We start from the raw sequence: 21,224 nt of genomic DNA, 5'->3' as shown, positions 1-21,224 counted from the left end.
CGAATTTAGTCTGTAATTCCCAATCGTTTGAAGATGAGCGGAATTCGTTCTAAATACGGTTTGATTTGGAAAATTTCATCCAAGTCGGAGTCTTTCAGAATTTTAGAACACCTTGGATCTTGTTTCAATAGGTCACGAAGATTTTTAGATTGGTCAGCCCAAACCGCCATCGCATTTTCCTGAACGATAAGATAGGCATCTTCACGAGTGATTCCACCTTTTTCGATGAGCCACAACAATACTTTTTGAGAAAAGATAAGTCCTCTTGTCACATTTAACGTACGTTCTGTGGCATCAGGGTATACATGTAATCCTTTTAAGACAAAGTTCATTTTTTCTAAAATGTAATCGAGTGCAATCGTTGAATCAGGAAGAACTATACGTTCTGCAGAAGAATGTGATATATCCCTTTCATGCCAAAGTCCAACGTTTTGTAATCCAACGTTTACGTTCGAACGAATAACACGAGAGATCCCTGAAATTCTTTCGCAAACCACAGGGTTACGTTTGTGTGGCATAGCTGAGGATCCTTTTTGACCCTTTGCAAATGGTTCTTCGACTTCACGCCCTTCTGTTTTTTGTAAGAGTCGGATCTCAGTTGCCATACGATCCAAACTGGCAGCAACCACACCAAGCACAGACATATAAAATGCATGTCGGTCACGTGAGATCACTTGAGTGGCAATTGGATCTACTTTAAGTCCCAATTTATTTAATACATACTCTTCAATTTCTAAATCAATATTGGAATAAGTTCCCACTGCTCCAGAAAGTTTACCAACAGCAACTTGTTCGCGGGCATCTTTCATTCGTTCTAAGTTACGTGTCATCTCTGCGTAAAAGAGTGCAAACTTAAGACCAAGGGTCATTGGTTCTGCATGAATTCCATGGGAACGTCCGATACAAGGAAGGTCTTTGTACTCTTTTGCTTTTTGTTTTGTAGTCTCTAATAATGTTTCAGTGCGTTGGATGAGAAGATCCATCGCTTGCACCATTTGAACACAGAGTGCAGTGTCACCAACATCACTCGATGTCAGTCCAAAGTGAACATGACGACCTGCTGGTCCTATATAAGAGTTTAAATTGGTTAAGTAGGCGATCACATCATGGTGTACTTTGGATTCAATCTCTAGAATTTCATCTACATTGAATTTTGCTTTTTGTTTGATGGTTTCGAGGTCTTCTTTTGGGACTTCTCCCCGGTTCGCACGCGCTTCGCAGGCATAAATTTCAATATCTGTCCAAATTTTAAATTTGTTCTCTAATTCCCAAATGGCGGAAATTTCAGGATGGCTATAACGATCGATCATAAGGGCAGTCTTTCAGTGTAAACTTCCGTTTCAACTGGGAATTTTACGATTGCCGAACGATGTTCGAGTTTCATGTTTAGAATCTAGTAATAAATCCTAGGGGGGCATATGTCCAAAGAATTCGAAGGAAAAGTAGCACTGGTAACGGGAGCTGCCTCTCCCATTGGTTTGGGTAGAGCAATCGCAAACCGAATCGCATCGCATGGTGCAAGTTTGGTGCTTGTTGATTTGAATCAGGAAAAAATTGAAGAAGCTGCAAGAGAAGTAGAAGCAAAATTTGGTGTGAAAGCAATCGGTGTTGCTTGTAACGTAACAAAACCAGAAGATTGTGATGCTGCTATTAGCAAAACAAAAGAAGCATTTGGAAAACTCGATTTCCTTGTTAACAATGCTGGAGTATTAAAAGACAACTTACTCATTCGTATGTCAGAACAAGAGTATGACTTTGTAATGGATGTAAACTGTAAGGGTGTTTTTCTTATGACTAAGTCAGCAAGTAAACTCATCCTCAAGTCAGATTCTGGAAGAATCGTTAATATTTCTTCTGTATCAGGACTCACTGGCCAACCAGGCCAAGCAAACTACTCCACTTCTAAAGCAGGTGTGATTGCACTTACAAAAGTTTCTGCACGAGAATTTTCTGGAAGAAACGTACTTGTAAATGCTGTATGCCCAGGTTATGTGCAAACAGAAATGACCGGAACACTTTCCAAAGAAGTACAAGAAAAGTTAACTGATCCAGCTGTGATCCCACTAAAACGTCCTGGAAAACAGGAAGAGATCGCATCTGCTGTGAAGTTTTTCTTAAGTAATGATGCATCTTACATCACTGGAACTTACCTCCGCGTTGACGGTGGTGCTGCTATCGGGATGTAGATTTTTTATCCTTTGCCTTTGGTGCGATTGTGATTGGTTTTACCACCTTTTGCACCTTAGGCGAAGATTGTTTTGTTTTGGTATCTTTTGTCGATTTTTTCTCTTTTGCAGTTTCAACAGATATAGGTTCTGTAATCGGTTTTTTCTTTTCTTCCACTACCGGAGGTGTTTGGATTTCGTAATCATACCGAACAGTCGAACTCCAATTCCCTGCAAAATCTCGCACACTCGCAAGGACAGTATGTTTCCCAGGTTCGTATAAACTTTCTGGTTCAAAAATTTCAAGTCTTCCATCTTTTGGAAAAAATTCTGCCTTTCCAGGGATTCCATCCACGGTGATATCGAATCCATCAGGCATAATTCCTGATCCAACATCCACAGCTTTTAAGTACAAGGCAAAGTCTTCTCTTGGATAAACAGTTTTGTTCATCAATTCATGCAAATAGATGTTTGGTGGAGTTTGGTCTGAAAGAACAACAAAAAGACCCGTTTTTCTGAGTCTCACTTTAAAAAATTGGCCCCAAGAACTAAAGGAAGATCCATTTATTTTTTTTACATTTCCATCAGCTAACACTTCATATAAATCTGCCGAGTTAATATCCTTTGTTTTTGGAACCTTTACATAAAGATCATATCCCAAATTAAAATCTTTAAAGTCAGGACCTATTTTATAAACACTGGAAAGTTGGTTAAGGCCTTGTGTGTTGATTTTGATTTGTTCTTGGGCTTCTATTTCAAAAAATGCTTTGGAATATACAGCGTTTACTGGAAAAAACAATTCAACTTTTGTATCTTTAGATTTAAATGTCGTGTAACGATCATAATAAACATTGTATTTCCATTCTTTAGTGACGATGTGGCTGTAATCCCCTTGATCTTTCAAAACATAAAAGGAAGCAAGAGACATTTGTCCACCCATGCCAGTAGCGCGAATGGTAACTTCCTTTGGTTCTCCCATTTTCATTTGTTCGCTATCAAGGATTCCTTGTTCACGACCATTACTGCGCATTCCTAATAAATCATTTCCATCTCTGGTATGTAAATAATAGGAAAATGGATTTCCATTTGGTTTACTGACAGAGCTATCATAGAGTAAAACATTTTTTCTAGTATGTTCTTTTAAAATTTTGGATAATTGGAAACCTTGTAAAACATTATCACCAATTAACATATCTAAGGTGAAAATTCCAAGTCGATTGTTATTGGATTTTTGATGGATAGCAATTTGAATCCCTACTTTGCCTTGGATAAAAAGTGTTGGGGATTCAGATAATTCAAAGCGGTTTCCGCTGGTTTCGTAAAAGGGAATTTCAATCGTTTCATTCCTTCCGTTAATGAAAGTTCGTGGAGTTTGCGGAGTGATCCTTAGGGTATTAAATACGATTGGTTCTGCTGCATTGTAACCAAGTCCAAAGTGCATTGGGTTGTAATACACATTGTCTTTAAATAATTCGAAGTGTAAGTGAGGAGGACCAACTCCTGTATCACCTGAAAATGCAATTATTTCTCCAGCATCTACTTCAACTGGTTCTGGAAGAGCTATGTCAAAATCAGTTCTATCTTTGAAACGTTTTGATTGTTTGGATTTTAAGATTTGTTTTACAACTTTCGGTGCAAATTTGTGAAGGTGTCCATAACGAGAGGTCATTCCATCGTCATGTTGTAGAAATAGCGCATAACCAATGCTAGTCCATCTTCTTTGTACGCGAGTGACTTTTCCTTTTGCCACTGCAAGGATGGGAACACCAATCCTACCTCCGGTAGAGAAATCCTGTCCCATATGGAAATGGCCCGTTCGAAACTCACCAAAGGCACCAGTAATGGAATCATAACCTTTCACTGGCCATATGTAAGGGTTTTTTAAAACAAATCCCGGTGGGAAATCAGAAGACGATATTGCTAAGATTGGTAAAAAACTAGTTGTGAGGACAAATACGAAAAAACGCAACATCTGATTTCACTATAATTTTCGGCATCTATGGTGAAAACACTTATAAGAAATAAAGGGAAGTAGAATTCTTCCCTCTATTTCCTTCCATTTACTCTATTGGAAAACGGGTCTTCTTTTTTCCTTTAATGCTGTCATTGCTTCTAATAGATTTTCGACAACACCAGGTTGTTCAAAAGATTTGGTCGTATCAATTTTATACTGTTCCAAATTTCGAAGGAGAGCGGCGTTTAGAGTGTTTTTTGTCGCACGGTAAGCAGACGAAGGTACTTTTGCTAGTGACTCTAATTTTTTAAGTGAAAGTTTTCTTACTTCTTCTGGAGTAGAAGCAATCTCATCAATCAATCCAATTTTTTTAGCTTCAGGTGCTTTGTAGATAGTGCCTTCTAAACAAACTTCTGCCCAATACCTTGGTTCCACACACATCTTGATTCTATCAATAAAACTAGCTGGAAGGGGTAGGCCTACATTGACTTCGGTAAATCCAATTCGGCATTTACCATCTAACATGTATTTGAAGTCTGATGCAACTGTGATGACTGCACCACCACCCATAGCATAACCTGTTACTTCCGTAATGAGAGGTTTGTCAAATTGAACCATCTCACCAAATAGAATGACTATGCCACCAACTTCATCAATCAGTTTGTTCCTAGGTGTTGAGAGCAGATTTTCTGCATCTAATCCATTACAAAAAAACTTTGGATTGTCTGTTCCTAAAATCACACCTCTTTTGGTTGGATCTGCCTTGATTTCTTTTAAAATCTCACCAAGATCACGCATGTTTTGACCAGTTAAAGAGTTTTGTTCATTCATTTGAAAACGAATGATTTCTCCTTTGCCATTTGGTAGATCGATTACTTCTCGTTTGTAGTTCATGTGTCTCTTCTTAAATTACGATTGTTATTGAATGTTCTATTTTGAATTTTCCGCTTGTTCGGATCCTGGACTAGGTTCCGAAGTTTCTTTTTCTTTTGGAGATTGAAGATTATCTGTAGGATTTGTTGCGTTCACAATTGTTGTTGAATTTGTTTCTGGATTGGTGTTGATTTCAATTTTCACATCACCTAAATTAGTTGGAGGAACTGGATTGTTTTGACTTGGCTCTTTATTTGAGTCTTTTGCAAATTTTTCCTTTTTCTCTTTTTTACGAAGTTCCTCCTTTTTTAATTCTTCCATTTTTACGTATTCATCGAATTCGTTTGGAGCCATAAAAACTAACATTTTTTCATCGTCTGTCGAATGTTCAATGAAGGCTCCCATATGTCGGCCTGCAATGAATATAACCTTATCATGGTTCTGGAAAATTTTAATCACACGTTCAAAAACTTCTACTTCTTCTTTTCCAAGATCTGGCACGACACGAACATCAAAACAAATTCTTTCCGTGTGAATGGATTTTAAAAAATTAAGTGTGAATATTTTTTTAAATTCAGGAAAAACATATCGTTTTAGATTCGCACGGCATTGGAATAAAACACGATCTTGCCCACGGTCAACAACTACAAAGGAAACATTATCACGTGTTTTTGAAGATTCACTAAACTTATATTCTTCAATATGAGAATGGATTCTATCCAGTAAAGATTGTTTGGCTAACGGTTTTACGATATAGTCTGTAAATCCAAGTTTTTTATGATTTGCAATGAAGTTTGAATCTTCTTTTGGAATCATTGCCAATATTGGAATGTTGTGTGTAATCACATCACGTCGTAATTCTAAGATGAATTCTAATTCTTTTTTATCTTTGAAAGTTAAACCCATTAGAATGATGTCTGGATTGGAAGATTTTACATACTCTTGGACAGTTTGGGAAAACTTTGTAATGACAACTCTTTGTCTCAATCCAAGGAAGATGTTTTCCAAATCTTGAGAAGAATTTGGATCGTTTTCAATTGCCATGATAAAATGCATAAAAACTTTAGATGAGTCCTTCTTCGGATGCGACTAAAAACAAGTTACCAACTTTCTTTTGTTTTTCCGATAAAATTTTGTCTGTCAATACTTCTTTCACAACATCTTCGTGTATGGAATGGAGTAAATCAAAATCTCGTTTGTAATCAGAAACTGTCATTTTACCAAATAGAATATTTGCTTGGAATTGGTAAATTTGGTGTTCCATAAGAAAATTTAATGTATCAAAATCTTCTACCGCTTCTGCAGTGATGACAGCTTCTCGGTTATCAGCTAATCGTTTACAATAATCGATAAAAGCTAAGTTGTCTAAAAATTTAATTTGGTCTTCTTCAATTTTAAATTTAAAACTAATTGGGTCCAATTTGAATTCTTTGATCATAATTCCCAAATCTAATACTATTTGATGAGACTGACTTTTTACTCCAAAGTCATCAGCAGCAAAACTCATTCCATGCGAATAAAACGCATGGCAGACATCTTTTAATTGGTATTTTGATTCGTCGTATGGTTTTTCTACGAGTTCGAATCGAATGTTTTCTGGAAAAAGGTCTTTACTTAAAATTAATTTTTTGAGTCGGTCAACACGTTCGTTTTGTGAAAATGTATCAATTAATGATTGAGGTGAGATATTAAATTTTAATAGACCTGGTGCCCCTTCACAAGCAATGATTAGTTTTTCTAAAATTAAAAGTTCAATCCGGTTGATGTCTTGGTCGGAGGGAATATCGTTGATTAAATCTTTATAACCAATATAAGCACCACCACCCAAAAAAACTTCCCCTCCTTTAACAGAATAGGTTTTATCTTTGGGATTAAAAATCACTGTCGGTTGGATCATTGCTTCATGAACAGATCCAGATATATATGTATTTGCTTTGTTGTAGTATGTCCAACTCCAACGGACTAGATTATCATTGAGATTTTTTTCAGATGATTTAAATAGTTCGGCAAAGATTTCTTCGTTATCGGAAATAAAGTTGGATTGGGTTCTTGAAACTCCAAAATGAAATGATACTATTTTGTTTTGTAAACATTGTTGTTGGAATTTTCCAACAGAGTTTTCGATATTGGGAAACTTTTCAATGTCCCATTCAAATAATGGTGAAATTCCCATGAGTAGTATATTTTGTTTTTCAAAGTAATGGAATCCGAAACAAATATCTTCTAAGTCCAAGCAGGAATAAAATTCAGTACGTAATAAATCTAAAAATTCTGTAAGTTCAATGCCTGTTATATTTTCAAACCGAATGAGAAAGAGTGGTTTCCCTTTATTTTCTTGGATGAAATGTTTTTTAAAAACTTCCAAGTCTTTCATTCCAAAATAATAAGGACCAGTTAAAAGTTGATTTTTCAAATGTTACCTTCGTATATGATTTGATTCTTTCACGACGTCTTGTAATTTTATGAGAATTCAATAGAAAAGGCAACAAGGATAGTCACTTATGTTTAGTTTTATTTGGTTTTTACTCATTGGTCTTGCGGCTGGATGGCTTGCGGGTCGAATCTTACGTGGAAAGGGTTTTGGAATCATTGCCAATTTAGTGATTGGTGTGGTGGGTTCCTTTTTAGGTGGGATTGTGTTTGGTCTTCTTGGATTTCGTTCTTATGGAATGATAGCAGAACTCATCGTTGCCGTGGTCGGTGCCATTTTATTGATTATCATCGCTGGGATGATCAAACGAAAATAGGCCTCATCGGTTTTTGTTTCAAATCCACCTGTATTTGCAAAATAAGAGGGAGACATAAGTCCCCTCTTCTACTTCTTTTTTTTGCTTAGTCGAGTTCGACTCCTTCGCCTAACTCAAAGTTGGAACTCACACCTTGCACATCGTCATTTGCTTCTAGGTTTTCAATGAGTTTCATGATTTTTTCTGCCATTTCTTTGTCGTTCACTTCGACAGTTGTCATGGGAATGTATTTGATTTCCGACTCTTCCATGTTGAGTCCCTTGGAGGAAAGGGCAGACTGAACCGCTTCATAATCCGTTGGCGTTGTGAGAACCACATACATTCCATCATTGACTTGGATGTCTTCTGCCCCAGCACCCAGTGCTAAATCAAACAGAGCTTCTTCTGAAATTTGGTCAGCTTTGAGAGTGAGTTGGCCTTTTCGCTCAAACAAACGGGAAACAGCGCCAGCATTGGCAAGGGACCCACCAAGTTTGGTTAAAATACTTTTGATTTCGGGAGTTGTACGAGACTTTTTATCGGTAAGCACGTCAACCATGATGGCGACACCACCAGGTGCATAACATTCATAGAGACACTCTTCATATACCATGCCTTCGAGACCTCCCGTACCCTTTTTGATGGCACGTTCGATATTGTCTTTAGGCATATTGGCGGCTTTTGCTTTCGTGACAGCTAAGCGTAATCTTGGGTTCCCTTCTTGGTCACCACCACCTTCTTTCGCTGCCACAGAAATTTCTTTGGCTATCCTAGTAAAGATGGCGCCTCTTTTGGCATCAATGGCTCCCTTTTTTCTCCGAATCGTCGCCCATTTCGAGTGTCCTGACATTGTTGTCTCCCATGGCTAGAATTTTGGATTCAAAAGATTTTTCAACAGATTTAAGTCGCCCTAGTTTCTTGACTCATAGAGAAAATTCCAAAGTACTGTAAAAAAACATCTATAAGGCAACCCATGATCGACTTTTCAATCACCGATGAACAAAAAGCCCTCCGCGAATTAGCCAAAGATTTCGCAAAAAATGAAATGATTCCCAAAGCGGAACACCATGACCACACAGGTGAGTATCCAAAAGAGATTTTGAAAAAAGCATTTGATGTGGGTCTTATGAATATGCACATCCCTGCAGAATATGGTGGAGCAGGACTTGGTGTATTGGATGAACTCATCGCCTCAGAAGAATTATTTTATGGATGTTCTGGGATGGCAACAGCGATCCTTGCAAACAACTTAGCACTCGCTCCTGTATTGTTAGGTGCAGATGACTATGTGATGAAAAAATTCATCCAACCAATGACTGAAAATTTTACACTCGCTGCTTATGCTGTAACAGAACCAGGAGCAGGATCTGATGTTGCAGGAATTCGTACCACTGCAAAACGAGTCGGAGATGAATACATCATCAACGGATCTAAAATGTGGATCACCAATGCAGGACATGCAGATTGGTTTTTTGTTCTAGCAAAAACAGATCCAAACGCTGGGCACAAAGGGATGACAGGCTTCATCGTAGATGCAAAAACTCCTGGAATCATCGTTGGTAAAAAAGAAAAGAATATGGGACAACGTTGTTCCGACACTCGTGGTGTTACTTTCGAGGATGTGAAAGTTCCGAAAGAAAATATGATCGGTAAAGAAGGGGAAGGATTCAAAATTGCAATGGGTGCATTTGACCAAACTCGCCCAGCAGTAGCGATTGGTGCTGTTGGTGTTGCACGTGCAGCTCTTGACCATTCCATTCGTTATGCAAACACTCGTAATGCGTTTGGGAAACCAATTTCCGTAAACCAAGGTGTTAGTTTTATGATCGCAGAAATGGCTCGTGACATTGAAGCAGGTCGTTTGTTATGTTGGCAATCTGCTTGGCTAATTGATAACAAATTTAGAAACACATACCAAGCATCGATTGCAAAAGTTTTTTGTGCAGACATGGCAATGCGTGTCACAACTGATGCGGTTCAAATTTTTGGTGGATACGGATTCAACGAAGAATACCCAGTTGAAAAATTGATGCGTGATGCTAAAATTTTCCAAATCTACGAGGGAACTTCACAAATCCAAAGAGTGATTATTTCGAAATTCCTCAACGATGGAGTTGGGATCGAAACTCCAAACGCTTAAAAGTTGGAATTGGGACCAGTGGAATTTTAAAATTGTTCCACTGTTCCTATCCTATTATGTTTTTACTCATCGATAACTACGACTCCTTCACTTACATATTATTCCAATATTTAACTAAAATCGCACCAACAACTGTAATGCGAAACGATGAAGATTTGCCATTGGATATGTTTCAAAAATTCCAAGCAGTTGTTCTTTCTCCAGGACCTGGTTTACCTAAAACTTCTGGGAAACTCATGTCACATTTTGTTACTTTGTATCCGAAAGTTCCTGTTCTTGGAATTTGTCTCGGTCACCAATCAATTGCGGAAACCTTTGGGGCAAAATTAGAACAAACCAAAGAAATTTACCATGGAAGACCTTCTCCCATCGAACACTCTGGTGAAGGTATTTTTAAAAACATACCTAATCAGTTTTTGGCTAACCGTTACCATTCTTGGGCTGTATCAAAACTGGAATTTCCAAATGAATTGGAAGTGACAGCAGAATCGAAAGATGGTGTGATCATGGGGATTCGTCACAGAAAATGGAAAAAGGTCTTCGGGGTTCAGTTCCATCCTGAATCCATCCTCACTGAATATGGGGAAACCGTTCTTCGTAACTTCTATGAGGAAGTTCATTCATGAAATATTTTTTTAGATTATTGAGTTATAGCGTTCATTATAAACAAAGATTTGTTTTGGGACTTGTCTTTGCTCTTTTAACTGCCGTACTCAATGGCATTTCGTTAACTGCACTCATTCCTCTTTTTGATTCACTCGGTAGTGACAAAAACAATCGTTTTCATTTGGATTTAACCTTACCCGAAAAAACCATATTAGTTCAGGAAGTTTTACTTGGTGAGGATAGTTTAGACGGTTTGGAACGAATCAAACGTTTGCTCATATCTGCCAAACTCCAAATCAATGCTTATACAGAAAACATGGAACCCAAGGAAGTAGTTTGGGCAGTTTGTATTGCAGTTTTTCCACTGTATCTTTTGAAATTGGGTACCTATCTATTATCTGTTTATTGTATTGCGACAGCTGGTTATAAAGCGGTTCGAGATATACGCCAAGAGTTATTTCAAAAGGTTCAAAAGTTACCTCTCACTTATTTTTACAAAGAGAAAACGGGGCTTATTATGAGCCGTGTAATCAATGATGCAGAAATTGTAGCTGCAGTCATTTCGAGTAACTTACGTGATGCGGTAATCAATTTCTTTTATGTCTTAACACACTTAATCATTCTTATATATTTGAATTCTGATCTTTTGATTCTCGCTTGTTTGACAGTTCCTGTTGTGATTTTGCCCGTTACTTTGTTCACTAGAAAAATTTCATCATCCACTGCTAGATTCCAAGAGAAAATTGCAGATCTTAATGGGCATATTCAAGAATTTATTTCAGGCATCAAAGTGATTCGCACTTTTCGACAAGAAAAACAAGACCTTAAAAAATTTGATAATATCAATTATAAAGTGTATAGAAGGACATTCAAAGGCCAATTTTACTTACAAATGGCACCTAGCCTTGTTGAACTCACTTCTTCGATTGTGGTTCTAGGATACTTTGCGTTAGGTGCAAAATTTATCTATTCAGGCAAATTCACACAAGGTGAGTTTATGGCATTTCTTTTAACTTTATTGTTTTTAATGAGGCCACTCACTCAACTTTCGCAAATGGTAGGAAAAATCACCCAAGCTAATTCTGCTGGGAAACGAATTTTTGAAATCATTGATCGTGATCCAGAAGTGATCGAACATGGTGATGAAACAGTTCTCGAAAAAATAACTGACGGAATCAAATTCGAAAATATTCATTTTTCATATCCTGGAACCAACCAAGAAGTCCTCAAAGGAATCAACTTGGATATCAAACTTGGCGAAACCTATGCTTTTGTAGGAACAAGTGGTTCTGGTAAATCTACAATGATGGATTTAATCCCACGTTTTTTTGATCCAACAGCAGGACAGATCAAAATTGATGGGATTGATATCAAACAATACTCTCTCAAATCATTACGTAAAAAAATTGGAATTGTAACCCAAGAAATTTTCCTCTTCCACGGAACCATTGCTGAAAACATCGCATATGGAACCGGAGCTGCTACAAGAAAGGAAGTCGTGAGGGCTGCTCGATTAGCGAATGCACATGATTTTATTACTAAAATGGAAAACGGATATGATACCGTGATTGGTGTACGTGGATTGGATTTAAGTGGTGGGCAAAGGCAACGTTTAGTCATTGCTCGGGCATTATTACGAAATGCCGAGATTATGATTTTAGACGAGGCGACTAGTGCTCTTGATGCTGAATCTGAACGTTTGGTGAGCCGAGCCCTCGAAAGACTTTTTCAAAATCGTACAACTTTTATAATTGCACATCGATTATCGACCGTAAGGCGAATCAAAAACATAGTTGTCATCGAAGAAGGTGAGATCAAGGAACAAGGTGATCACGATTCTTTACTCGAACAAAATGGTATTTATAAAAAACTATATGATAGTCAATTTGCGGATGCGGAGATCCAAATATGAAAAAAGTTCTGATTGTTGATGATAATGACCGCTATGCGAACAATCTTAAATTATATTTGGATGGTAAAAAAATAACTTCCGACAGAGCAGTTGATGCAAAACAAGGTTTGGAATTATTTACGAAGTCCAATGATTACGATATGATCATCTCCGATGTTACAATGGAAACTCAAACTTCTGGATTGTGGATGATGCGTAAAATTTACAAATCAGGATACAAAGGAGTGATGGTAATCGCATCCACGGGATTTGACGTCTGGGGAGTGATGCCGTTTTCTTCTTATTTTTTATCTTGGTTTTGTGGATTACATTGGATGATTCCAAAGGTTCCACTCAAACAAGGAACGGTGGAATGGGTTCCCACCATTCTCTCAAAAGATAAAACTACTCCTTTCTAGGAACTTTAATTTCCTCAATTGGATTAAACAAGTTTTTGTGTTTTCCTTTTTTTAACTGAGAATACTTCCCAGAATTTCCATCACTGCGTAATTGTTTCACTTCTATGATGTCGATTTTTGGATAAAACACCCAGCCAGTGACAAAAGCACTCCTTGCTCCAGGTAAAGTAGATTCCATTTTCATTTGGATGTATTTATCTGTGACTATGTCTTCACCAATCCGAACAGCGAATTCTTTTTTAGTTTCTGAGACGATAAGACCAATTTCCTTATTTTTAATATAAGATAATGGAATTGACCTTTCGTTTGGTTCCGATCTTAAATAATCATCTTCTACAAGAATGATCGCATACTTTCCAAAAGCTTTTCTTCGAAGGAGAGCTTCACCAATCCGTTTTGTAAATTTTTCATCAGTTAAAGATTCATTTAATCGAATCAGAGCAAATGTCGCGGAAAGAGAAGGATTTTTGCTAATTTCATCGATCGCCATCAAGGTTAACGTAGGTTCTTCTGTGGCAACTTTTTCTAAGATTCGTAAACTCTCGCGACTGCCATGAATGGCAAGTGCTTCGATTGCGACCTCTTTGATTTCTTGTTCTGGTGATTTTAAAAATTTAGCAAAGATTTCAACATCAGCATCTAATTTATGATAGGCGAGGCCACGTAAAGCGCCGGAAACAATTACCACATATTCAGATGCAATCCCTTGAGTTAAAATTAATTCACGGCCAGCAGGATCTTTGGTTTTTCCAAGTCCTTCAAAACTGACGGCTATAACTTCAGGGTCTTCAGCTTTTGTTCCTGCAATAAAATAGGATAAGGAACGTTTATCTCCAATGTCAGAAAGAGCTTTGTAAGCTGCAGGGCGAACTTGGTAACCATCTTTATCAATCGCAGATTGTAAAGTAACACGACCAGACTTCAATCGGCCTAGGGCAAGGGCAGCCGCAGATCGTACTCTTGGTATGGGATGGGTTGCGAGAATTTTTTCAAGATTTTTCGGCTTACGATAGTATTCCCATCGAAATACCTGAACAAGTCCATTTCGAATTTGTTCTGTATATTCTTTGTCTTTTTTCTCTTCATCAGAAAGGACTTCATCCTCTTCCTTCTTAACCAATTCATTGATCTGTTCCGTCGCCTTCCCAGTAACTTTGGATTTGCGATTCAATCGTTTGATGGAAATTTTATTGGAAGTATCTTCCTTTTTAACAGTTACCTTTTCCGGTTTTTTGGAAGTTTGAGTGTCATTATTAATAAGAATAGGATCTTCTGTTCCCGTTTTCGTTTCAGGTTCAGCAATATCTCTTCCTTGGTTATAATTATTGGAATCTGATCTTAGATTACGGATTGCATTTTGAATCCCAATTGCTTTCGGACTATATTGTTGTAAAGACTCCAATATCACTCCTAATTCTCGAGAAACTCGTCCAATTGTTGGTCCATCAAAATCATTTGGAGTACTATCGATAAGGGATTGGTTTGTTTGGATGAGTTCAGGTAACCTTGTAATCACATTCGGTAAATCTTCTTCCAAATAGGCAGCAGCCTGCATTTCTTTATCAACTGCTTCACCTACAGTTTTTTTGCTATCAGCACGTAAGGCAATATTTTCACCAAACTCTAATAATGCGATAGTTCGATGTGCTTCTTCAATAAAAGAATCATATTTTCGATTATTTGTAACAGGAATGACAACATCTTTTGTCTTATGTGGATCTAAATCACTCCCTTGGTATTCGCGATACTTTGGAGAAACATCTGTTAATTGGAAGGGTTTTGAAGTCGAACAACTGAAGAAAAAGAGTAAGACCACCCACAAACTGCCTTTCCAAATTATGTCTTGACCCTTTTGAAACATATGATAGCCTACTTCCATACTTTGAATATCGGATACGTACTATAAGTAAAATTAGCGGCAACCTCGCTGGTCTTAAGCCAAACCAGCTAAAAAAGTTAAAATCTCTCTCCGAAAGGCGACTTCGGGAGGATTCTATCATCTCAATGGAGCTCGCAAGGCTCGTTGGTGAGATTTCTGTCGAAATCGGAAGGCAAGTTGGCCTTCTCATTGAGAGGACGGGTTATGTCACCCATCTCATTGTGGGCAATGACCACTCCATCGAAATTCCCCATTTAGACCGTTACCGAGTCGCTCATTCCCGTTTACGTGGCCTTCGTTTATTCCATACTCATCTCAAAGAACAGCCGTTAAACCAAGAAGACTTAATGGACCTTGTTCTCAACCGTTTTGATTCCATCACAGCGGCATGTGTAGACAAAGATGGAATTCCCAAATTCTTTTTTTCTGCCTTTATTAACCCAGACCCGGATGCCAAAGAACCTTGGATCCTTTCTCCGAAACAATACCCAGGACAAATTAAGTACGGTTATTCAGACGAAGTAGAAGCACTCGAATCTGAATTCACAAAAAAAACATCCAACCTGAAGGAATCACAAAAAGAAAACCGCGCTTTCCTCGTGGGAGTTTATGACGTCAGAAAAATGAAACGTTCTCCTGAACATTCCATGGCTGAATTAAAAGAACTTTGTCGTACTGCAGGGATTCACGTTGTGGATACGTATATGCAAAAAAGAGATCCCGATCCCAGAACCGTTGTGGGAAAAGGAAAACTCCAAGAGATCATTTTAACTTCGGTTCACAAAGACATAGAACATTTGATTTTTGATTTGGAACTTACACCTTCACAGGCTAAAAAAATATCCGATGCCAGTGATTTAAAAATCATTGATCGAACCCAACTCATCTTAGATATTTTTTCCAAAAATGCAAAGTCCCGCGATGGAAAGTTACAAGTGGAACTTGCCCAACTTAAGTATCTGAAAAATCGACTCTCCGAATTGGATGATAATATGAGTCGCCTAACGGGTGGTATTGGTGGTAGAGGACCTGGGGAAACCAAACTCGAGATTGGAAACAGACGAGTGGAAGAAAAAATCAATCGATTGGAAAATGAACTAAAAGACCTCAAACGAAGAAGAGAACTCAATCGTAAGTCACGTTCCCGCAATGAAATACCAATCGTAGGGATTGTTGGTTACACCAATGCAGGGAAATCAACTCTTCTCAACGCTCTTACGAATTCAACAGTGATTGCAGAAGACAAATTATTTGCCACCTTAGACCCGACCACAAGGCGTATTCGTTTTCCTGAAGAACGAGAAATCATCATATCCGATACAGTAGGATTTATCCATGATCTTCCTCCTGATTTATCCCAAGCCTTTAAAGCTACGCTAGAGGAATTAGGTGATGCAGATTTATTATTACATGTGGTGGATGTGACCAATCCAAATTACTCCGAACAGATGGATGCAGTTGATACGATCCTCAATTCTTTACAATTAAATGAAATTCCTCGAATGGTTGTTTTTAATAAAGCGGATGGATTGGATGAAGAGACCTATGGCAACTTACAGAAAAATGGTTCCTTGTTAGTTTCTGCCATAACGCGAGAAGGGCTTTCTAAACTCCTTGATTTGATTGAATATGAGATTTGGAAAAAGAAGGAACAAAAACAGTTGGAAGTTACATCCAGTTGAGAATGGCTTCTTTTTTTGTATGATAAATTTGCACTTTTTTGGGTAAATCCATCAGTTGGATCACGTTTTCTAAAAAGTGATTTAAGCCCCCAATTCTAATTTTTCCATTTTGTGTTTCTACAGTTTTAATGATGCTGATGAGTGTTGCTACACCAATGCTATTGATATATTCCAATTGACTTAGATCCAAAATAATTTGGTAAATGCCATCTTCAAAAACAGAAGATATACTTCGGTTGATCTCATAAGCATTGGTATTCGTAATTTGACCCACAAAGGATACCACCTGCACGACTTCCCCTTTGATTTGGATGGATTCCGTTTCAATGAGGAGGGAAGGGAAGGTAAACTTTGCCATGGATTTAGAGGTTCTCCAATAACCGTATCGCAACTGTTTTTTGTTTGATGATGTCTTTCATCATATCAATTTCCATTAACGATTTCTGAAATTCACCTTCCGTTGCTGCATGGGTGACAACAATCACTGATACAGGTTCCGAGGAGGATTCCTTCTGTTGGACGGATGCAATTGAAATATTATGACGACCTAAAATTTGGGAAATTTCAGCAAGTACACCTGGTTTGTCCACTGTAGAGAATCGTAAGTAGTATCGAACCAAATTCTCAGGTTCTGGAAATCGTTTCCCTTCAGGGAAAAGGTTGTTTTCTTTTGCGATGTCCTTACTGCCCAAACGAGAAGCATAATAAATGATATCAGAGAGAACAGCACTCGCTGTTGGCATTCCCCCTGCACCTTTACCTGTCATCATTCCAGATTCCGCTTCTTTTGTTTTATAAAAAACTGCATTGGATTCGTTCATGACATTAGCGAGTGGATGGTCGAGTGGTACGAGAGTAGGGTGGACCTTCGTTAAGATTCCCGCCAAACTTCGTTTAGAGATTCCGAGTAGTTTGATTCGATAACCAAGGGAAAGTGCTGCTTGGATGTCCATAGATTGTAATTCAGAAATCCCTTTCACGGATACAGTTTGGAAGGAAACATACTCTCTGAATGCTAGGCTTGCGAGGAGACTGATTTTATGACCAGCATCAATCCCTTCCACATCAAAGGTTGGATCTGCTTCTGCAAATCCAAGTTCTTGTGCTTTTTTGAGAGCTGTGGCATAATCCCAAGACTCTTGTTCCATTTTGGTTAAAATAAAGTTGGTAGTTCCATTGAGAATCCCACAGATCACTTCAAATTCACAGGAAGCAAGTCCATCTCGTAATGTACGAATGATGGGAATGGATCCTGCAACAGCAGCTTCATAACCTAATTCGACACTGGTTTTTTCAGCAATCGGGTAAAGTTCGCGTCCTTTTTCAGATAAGAGGGCTTTGTTTGCGGTAATAACTGTTTTTCCATTTTCGAGGGCAGAACGAACAGCTTGGTATGCTGTGTCAGTACCGCCTATCAATTCAACAATCATATCAATATCCGAACGTTTTGTAACCGAAAGTACGTCATCTGTGACGGGGATGTTCGTTTTACCTTTGAGTTTAGTCGGGTTACGGGTAGCAATGATTGTTAGTTGTAAGTTGATTCCATAATGACGTTGGATTTTTTCTCGGTTTTTGTCCAAGAGTTGGAGTAGACTCGTGCCGACAACTCCGGCACCCAATAGACCAATGCGAACTTCTTTCATCTAGGATCACGATTTCTTAGGAGAAACGGAAACACACTTAAAAAAATTTTAAAAAAAAACAAAATTGAGAAGAAGTTCTTCAGCTTTTTCTGATTTTATGAGATAACTATAATTAGAATTGTCTCGGCAATAAGGATTATCATTATGGCAACGAAAAAATCATCATCTGCCGCTAAGAAGAAGGCTGTTAAAAAAGCGGCCAAGAAAACAAATACGGTTAAGAAACAATCTACAAGAAATGAAAGCGCTTCGCTTTTCGGAAATGACGAATCAGCACAAGCTTCCCTTCAATCTCCTGTTTCCCATTCAGAAAGTTCTCATGGAACGAAAGAATCTGGAAATGGAGTGTATCTATTTTTAGTGTTAGCGGGAATCCTCGCAATCGGATACTTAGGTTATGTAAAATACCTAAAACCAAAGGCACCTACTGCAACAACACAAGCAGAAGCACCAAAAGCACCTGCTGACGCACAAACAAAACCTGTGGCCGATGCACCTGAGAAAAAAGTAGAAGAGGCTCCGAAAGAAGTGGTTTCCTCTGGTTTTCTCGTGGATAAAATTGCTTCTAAAAAATTCACAGAAGCTGCTGCGTATTGTAAATCAGTAGGCGGAGTGGTTCCTTCCAAAGAAGATTTGGTGAAATTTGCTGCAACTGCACCAAATGAGATCAAAACAAGTGAAGATAAATTTTGGACAAAAACTGAAGTGGATAAAAAGTCTGGTTTGGCATTCCGTTTTTCCAATGGAAAAGCGCCAAAAGTAGACAAGGCTACTTCTCTTAAGGTTCTTTGTAAAAACTAATCTCTAACGAGAGTTTGATTGGATCGGGGCAAGGATTTCTCTTCTGATTTTTAAAGCTAAATCAGAAGAAGCGAACATCTGCCCCGAACCATCTGTTAAATAAAAACTATCCTTCGCTCTTCCTGTTTCCATATCGGTTTCAATTGTAGCACTCAAGATGTTGATTTGATTTTGCATCAGAATTCGGGATACATAATACAACAAACCTCTTCCCGCACTACTTTCTAAATACAAACATGTTTGGTTTTTATCTGGAAGATCACTGAAGATAAACTCAGGAGTTTCTTTAAAAAAAGTTGCCACCGCTGGTTCTTGGATCTGTAATTTTTCGAGAATCTCTTCAAATTTTGCATTTTTGGAGAAAACAGAATCCATCATCATTCCTAATTGGAATGCCACTTTTGTTGTATCGCCACCATCTGCTTGCAAAATAAACGAATCGATCGTATATTCATTTCCTTGTTCAATGACTGTGCTAAGTTCACCAGAAATGATGTCCATTTTTAAAGCATAAATGATCGTAGCAATCCTGTGAAAGGTTCCAATTTGTGTGGAGTCAGTTTTTAAGGAAATGAGGATGTTTTCTTTTTCCCGTTTGTATTGAAACTCGATCAATTTTGCATTTCCTTTTCCCACTGATTGTATACATGCACAAGAAATTTCAATCAAAAGGTTTCGGCGAAATCGGCCGATGATGATAAAAGACAGTATGAAAAAATTACTAATGATTCTATTCGTATTGGGGTTTTTCTTCACACCCCTTGTTTCGGAAGAGGAAATGTCGGAAGAATCACCCTTCGCAACGACAAAAAAGAAAGTCCAACTTTGGAAAGGTGAAGTGACCGGAGTTTATAAAAATAGACTTTGGATCAAAGTCCGTATTTATCGAAACCAAAAGATTTCAAAGTATTCAGTATCGGAATTAAAAGCCCTTTTTGCGGAAACAAAAGAATTTCCAGTCTACCAAAAACTCACACAAATCGAACAAGGATTGCTCATTGTAAGAGATACGATTTGGGAAGAAAAAAATATTAGTAAAAACAATCAATTTATCGAAGTCGTGTTAGTTGGTGATTATAAACCTGATCTTAGTTCCAAAATGAAAGAGATCACAACCGATGCTTATATCGCAAGTTATGTGGAAGAAGATTTTTTTACAGAACCAGATGCCTTTTTTAAAGGAAGGTATACCTCACCTCGAAAAACTGTTTTTCATCCAAAAGACCGAAAGGAAATGGTTTTGGTTTCCAGAGGATTGTTCTTATACGGTCAAGGGACAGACCCATCTGCTGATAGTTTTAACCCCTATTTTTTAGAACCAAAGGCTTCTAGTTTGAAAGAGATTCCCTCTTTTTATATTGATAAATATGAAGTCACTAATGCCGAATACGATTTCTTTTTAAAACAAACAAATACCAAATCACCTCCTCACTGGATTTCTGGTAGGTATCCGGAGGGAGAGGGGGATCATCCTGTGGTTCATCTCACCTACCGTGAAGTGGAAAGGTATGCTGCATGGGCAGGAAAACGAATTCCAACTGAATGGGAATGGGAAAAAGCAGCCCGCGGACCAGGGGTTGTAGAATACACAAACCGAGATGAAACCGTGGGTTACCAAATCACTGCCACCAAATATCCATTTGGTGATGAATATGATACTTTGTATTGTAATACGAGAGAATCAAAAATAGGTAAAACACAATCTGTTTACGAACTTTCTACTGAAGGAGCAAGTCCTTATGGGGCACTTGGAATGTGTGGGAATGCGGCTGAGTGGACATCCAGCGATTACCAACTGTACCCAGGTCATCATATTAAAAACTTTTCGTTTGGTAAAATCTACAAAGTTGTAAGAGGTGGATCTTACTCAGATTCTGCTAAAAATGCGACGGCAAGTGCGAGATCCTATGGAGGCATACCTAACCTAAGCGAAGATAGGCGAGCTGGATTTCGATTGGTGATGGATTATCGAGACTAAACTATTTTGGACACGTCTCGTTTTTTTTACCGAGTTTTTTACAGATTTTTCCAAGGACATCTTGTTCTTCAGGAGAAAGCACGGCAAATTCGGTAGTGATTCGTTTTACGTGGTCAGGGAAAATTTGTTCGATTAGTTTTTTTCCTTCACCAGTTAAGTGGACAGAAATAAACCTTCTGTCCTCTACTCCGCGGACTCGTTCTACCAAATTTCGTTTTTCTAAGTTATCGATCACAAGAGTGATGTTACCCGTACTTTTGAGGATTTTATCTCCCAAGTCTTTTTGGCAGAGGGGACCCAAATGGTACAAAGTCTCTAAAACTCCAAATTGGCTTTCTGATATATTCCATTTGGTGAATTCAGATATGAGTCTAGAAGACAAGGACTCGGATGCACGTTTTAACTTGATAAACGCATCGAGTGCTTGTACTTCCTTTTTAGAGCCTTTGAATTTTGTTCCCATT

Annotated in this window: 20 protein-coding genes; 9 read left to right on the top strand and 11 right to left on the bottom strand. The window is 38.1% G+C overall.

Annotated elements, in window-relative coordinates; translation table 11 throughout:
- Positions 1-5: 5 nt before the first annotated feature.
- Positions 6-1,310, bottom strand: a complete 1,305-nt coding sequence (gene purB, locus CH354_RS04925) for an adenylosuccinate lyase (RefSeq protein WP_100716155.1) — start codon at positions 1,308-1,310, stop codon at positions 6-8.
- Positions 1,311-1,418: 108 nt separating this feature from the next.
- On the opposite strand from purB, the gene CH354_RS04920 reads away from it, so the two are divergent.
- Positions 1,419-2,186 (top strand): glucose 1-dehydrogenase, encoded by a 768-nt coding sequence (locus tag CH354_RS04920; RefSeq protein WP_004786786.1) that lies wholly within the window; start codon positions 1,419-1,421, stop codon positions 2,184-2,186.
- Here CH354_RS04920 and CH354_RS04915 read toward each other — a convergent pair.
- From CH354_RS04915 to CH354_RS04900, 4 genes are all read right to left on the bottom strand, one after another.
- Positions 2,173-4,137, bottom strand: coding sequence for a M23 family metallopeptidase (locus tag CH354_RS04915; RefSeq protein ID WP_100725591.1), 1,965 nt, complete (start codon positions 4,135-4,137; stop codon positions 2,173-2,175). The two genes, CH354_RS04920 and CH354_RS04915, sit on opposite strands and share 14 nt — an antisense overlap.
- 93 nt (positions 4,138-4,230) lie before the next feature.
- On the bottom strand, positions 4,231-5,013 hold the full coding sequence (locus CH354_RS04910) for an enoyl-CoA hydratase/isomerase family protein (RefSeq protein WP_100716157.1): 783 nt from the start codon (positions 5,011-5,013) through the stop codon (positions 4,231-4,233).
- Positions 5,014-5,049: 36 nt separating this feature from the next.
- On the bottom strand, positions 5,050-6,048 hold the full coding sequence (locus CH354_RS04905; protein WP_207762626.1) for a response regulator: 999 nt from the start codon (positions 6,046-6,048) through the stop codon (positions 5,050-5,052).
- Between the two features lie 7 nt (positions 6,049-6,055).
- Positions 6,056-7,405 (bottom strand): EAL domain-containing protein, encoded by a 1,350-nt coding sequence (locus CH354_RS04900; protein WP_100716158.1) that lies wholly within the window; start codon positions 7,403-7,405, stop codon positions 6,056-6,058.
- A gap of 88 nt (positions 7,406-7,493) precedes the next feature.
- On the opposite strand from CH354_RS04900, the gene CH354_RS04895 reads away from it, so the two are divergent.
- Entirely contained in the window at positions 7,494-7,739 is a 246-nt protein-coding gene (locus CH354_RS04895) for a GlsB/YeaQ/YmgE family stress response membrane protein (protein WP_100716159.1), read from the top strand.
- Positions 7,740-7,824: 85 nt separating this feature from the next.
- On the opposite strand, the gene CH354_RS04890 is transcribed toward CH354_RS04895, so the two are convergent.
- Positions 7,825-8,568, bottom strand: a complete 744-nt coding sequence (locus CH354_RS04890; RefSeq protein WP_100716160.1) for a YebC/PmpR family DNA-binding transcriptional regulator — start codon at positions 8,566-8,568, stop codon at positions 7,825-7,827.
- Between the two features lie 123 nt (positions 8,569-8,691).
- Between CH354_RS04890 and CH354_RS04885 the strand changes: the two genes are divergently transcribed.
- The 4 genes from CH354_RS04885 to CH354_RS04870 are packed head-to-tail and all read left to right on the top strand — an operon-like array spanning position 8,692 to position 12,774.
- Positions 8,692-9,858 carry an acyl-CoA dehydrogenase family protein gene (locus CH354_RS04885; protein ID WP_100716161.1) on the top strand — a complete coding sequence of 389 codons (1,167 nt, stop codon included), beginning with the start codon at positions 8,692-8,694 and terminating at the stop codon, positions 9,856-9,858.
- A gap of 56 nt (positions 9,859-9,914) precedes the next feature.
- Positions 9,915-10,484, top strand: coding sequence for an anthranilate synthase component II (locus CH354_RS04880; protein WP_100716162.1), 570 nt, complete (start codon positions 9,915-9,917; stop codon positions 10,482-10,484).
- The gene (locus CH354_RS04875) at positions 10,481-12,376 is read left to right on the top strand and encodes an ABC transporter ATP-binding protein (RefSeq protein ID WP_100725590.1); all 1,896 of its coding nucleotides are present in this window, start codon (positions 10,481-10,483) and stop codon (positions 12,374-12,376) included. The genes CH354_RS04880 and CH354_RS04875 overlap by 4 nt, the downstream gene beginning before the upstream one ends.
- Entirely contained in the window at positions 12,373-12,774 is a 402-nt protein-coding gene (locus tag CH354_RS04870; RefSeq protein WP_100725589.1) for a response regulator, read from the top strand. Before CH354_RS04875 ends, CH354_RS04870 begins: the two co-directional genes overlap by 4 nt.
- Here the strand turns inward: CH354_RS04870 and CH354_RS04865 are convergent.
- Positions 12,761-14,635 carry a HEAT repeat domain-containing protein gene (locus CH354_RS04865; protein ID WP_100725588.1) on the bottom strand — a complete coding sequence of 625 codons (1,875 nt, stop codon included), beginning with the start codon at positions 14,633-14,635 and terminating at the stop codon, positions 12,761-12,763. The genes CH354_RS04870 and CH354_RS04865 overlap by 14 nt on opposite strands.
- A gap of 143 nt (positions 14,636-14,778) precedes the next feature.
- On the opposite strand from CH354_RS04865, the gene hflX reads away from it, so the two are divergent.
- Complete coding sequence (hflX, locus tag CH354_RS04860; RefSeq protein ID WP_100725587.1) at positions 14,779-16,335, top strand: GTPase HflX; 1,557 nt, start codon at positions 14,779-14,781, stop codon at positions 16,333-16,335.
- Here the strand turns inward: hflX and CH354_RS04855 are convergent.
- Both CH354_RS04855 and CH354_RS04850 read right to left on the bottom strand, forming a co-directional pair.
- Positions 16,322-16,693: an STAS domain-containing protein gene (locus tag CH354_RS04855; protein WP_100716167.1), complete on the bottom strand. Its 372-nt coding sequence runs from the start codon at positions 16,691-16,693 to the stop codon at positions 16,322-16,324. The two genes, hflX and CH354_RS04855, sit on opposite strands and share 14 nt — an antisense overlap.
- Positions 16,694-16,697: 4 nt before the next feature.
- Positions 16,698-17,981 (bottom strand): homoserine dehydrogenase, encoded by a 1,284-nt coding sequence (locus CH354_RS04850; RefSeq protein WP_100766313.1) that lies wholly within the window; start codon positions 17,979-17,981, stop codon positions 16,698-16,700.
- Positions 17,982-18,125: 144 nt separating this feature from the next.
- Between CH354_RS04850 and CH354_RS04845 the strand changes: the two genes are divergently transcribed.
- Entirely contained in the window at positions 18,126-18,782 is a 657-nt protein-coding gene (locus tag CH354_RS04845) for a hypothetical protein (protein WP_100725585.1), read from the top strand.
- Between the two features lie 3 nt (positions 18,783-18,785).
- Here the strand turns inward: CH354_RS04845 and CH354_RS04840 are convergent, their stop codons facing one another.
- Positions 18,786-19,397, bottom strand: a complete 612-nt coding sequence (locus CH354_RS04840; RefSeq protein WP_100725946.1) for a hypothetical protein — start codon at positions 19,395-19,397, stop codon at positions 18,786-18,788.
- A gap of 94 nt (positions 19,398-19,491) precedes the next feature.
- Between CH354_RS04840 and CH354_RS04835 the strand changes: the two genes are divergently transcribed.
- Entirely contained in the window at positions 19,492-20,760 is a 1,269-nt protein-coding gene (locus CH354_RS04835) for a formylglycine-generating enzyme family protein (protein ID WP_100766312.1), read from the top strand.
- A 1-nt stretch (position 20,761) separates the two neighbouring features.
- On the opposite strand, the gene CH354_RS04830 is transcribed toward CH354_RS04835, so the two are convergent.
- The gene (locus CH354_RS04830) at positions 20,762-21,223 is read right to left on the bottom strand and encodes a MarR family winged helix-turn-helix transcriptional regulator (RefSeq protein ID WP_100716170.1); all 462 of its coding nucleotides are present in this window, start codon (positions 21,221-21,223) and stop codon (positions 20,762-20,764) included.
- Between the last annotated feature and the right edge of the window lies 1 nt (position 21,224).

This window comes from Leptospira levettii, assembly GCF_002812085.1.
GTDB classification, from domain to species: domain Bacteria; phylum Spirochaetota; class Leptospiria; order Leptospirales; family Leptospiraceae; genus Leptospira_A; species Leptospira_A levettii.
This window is presented reverse-complemented; position numbering and strand designations above follow the sequence as displayed.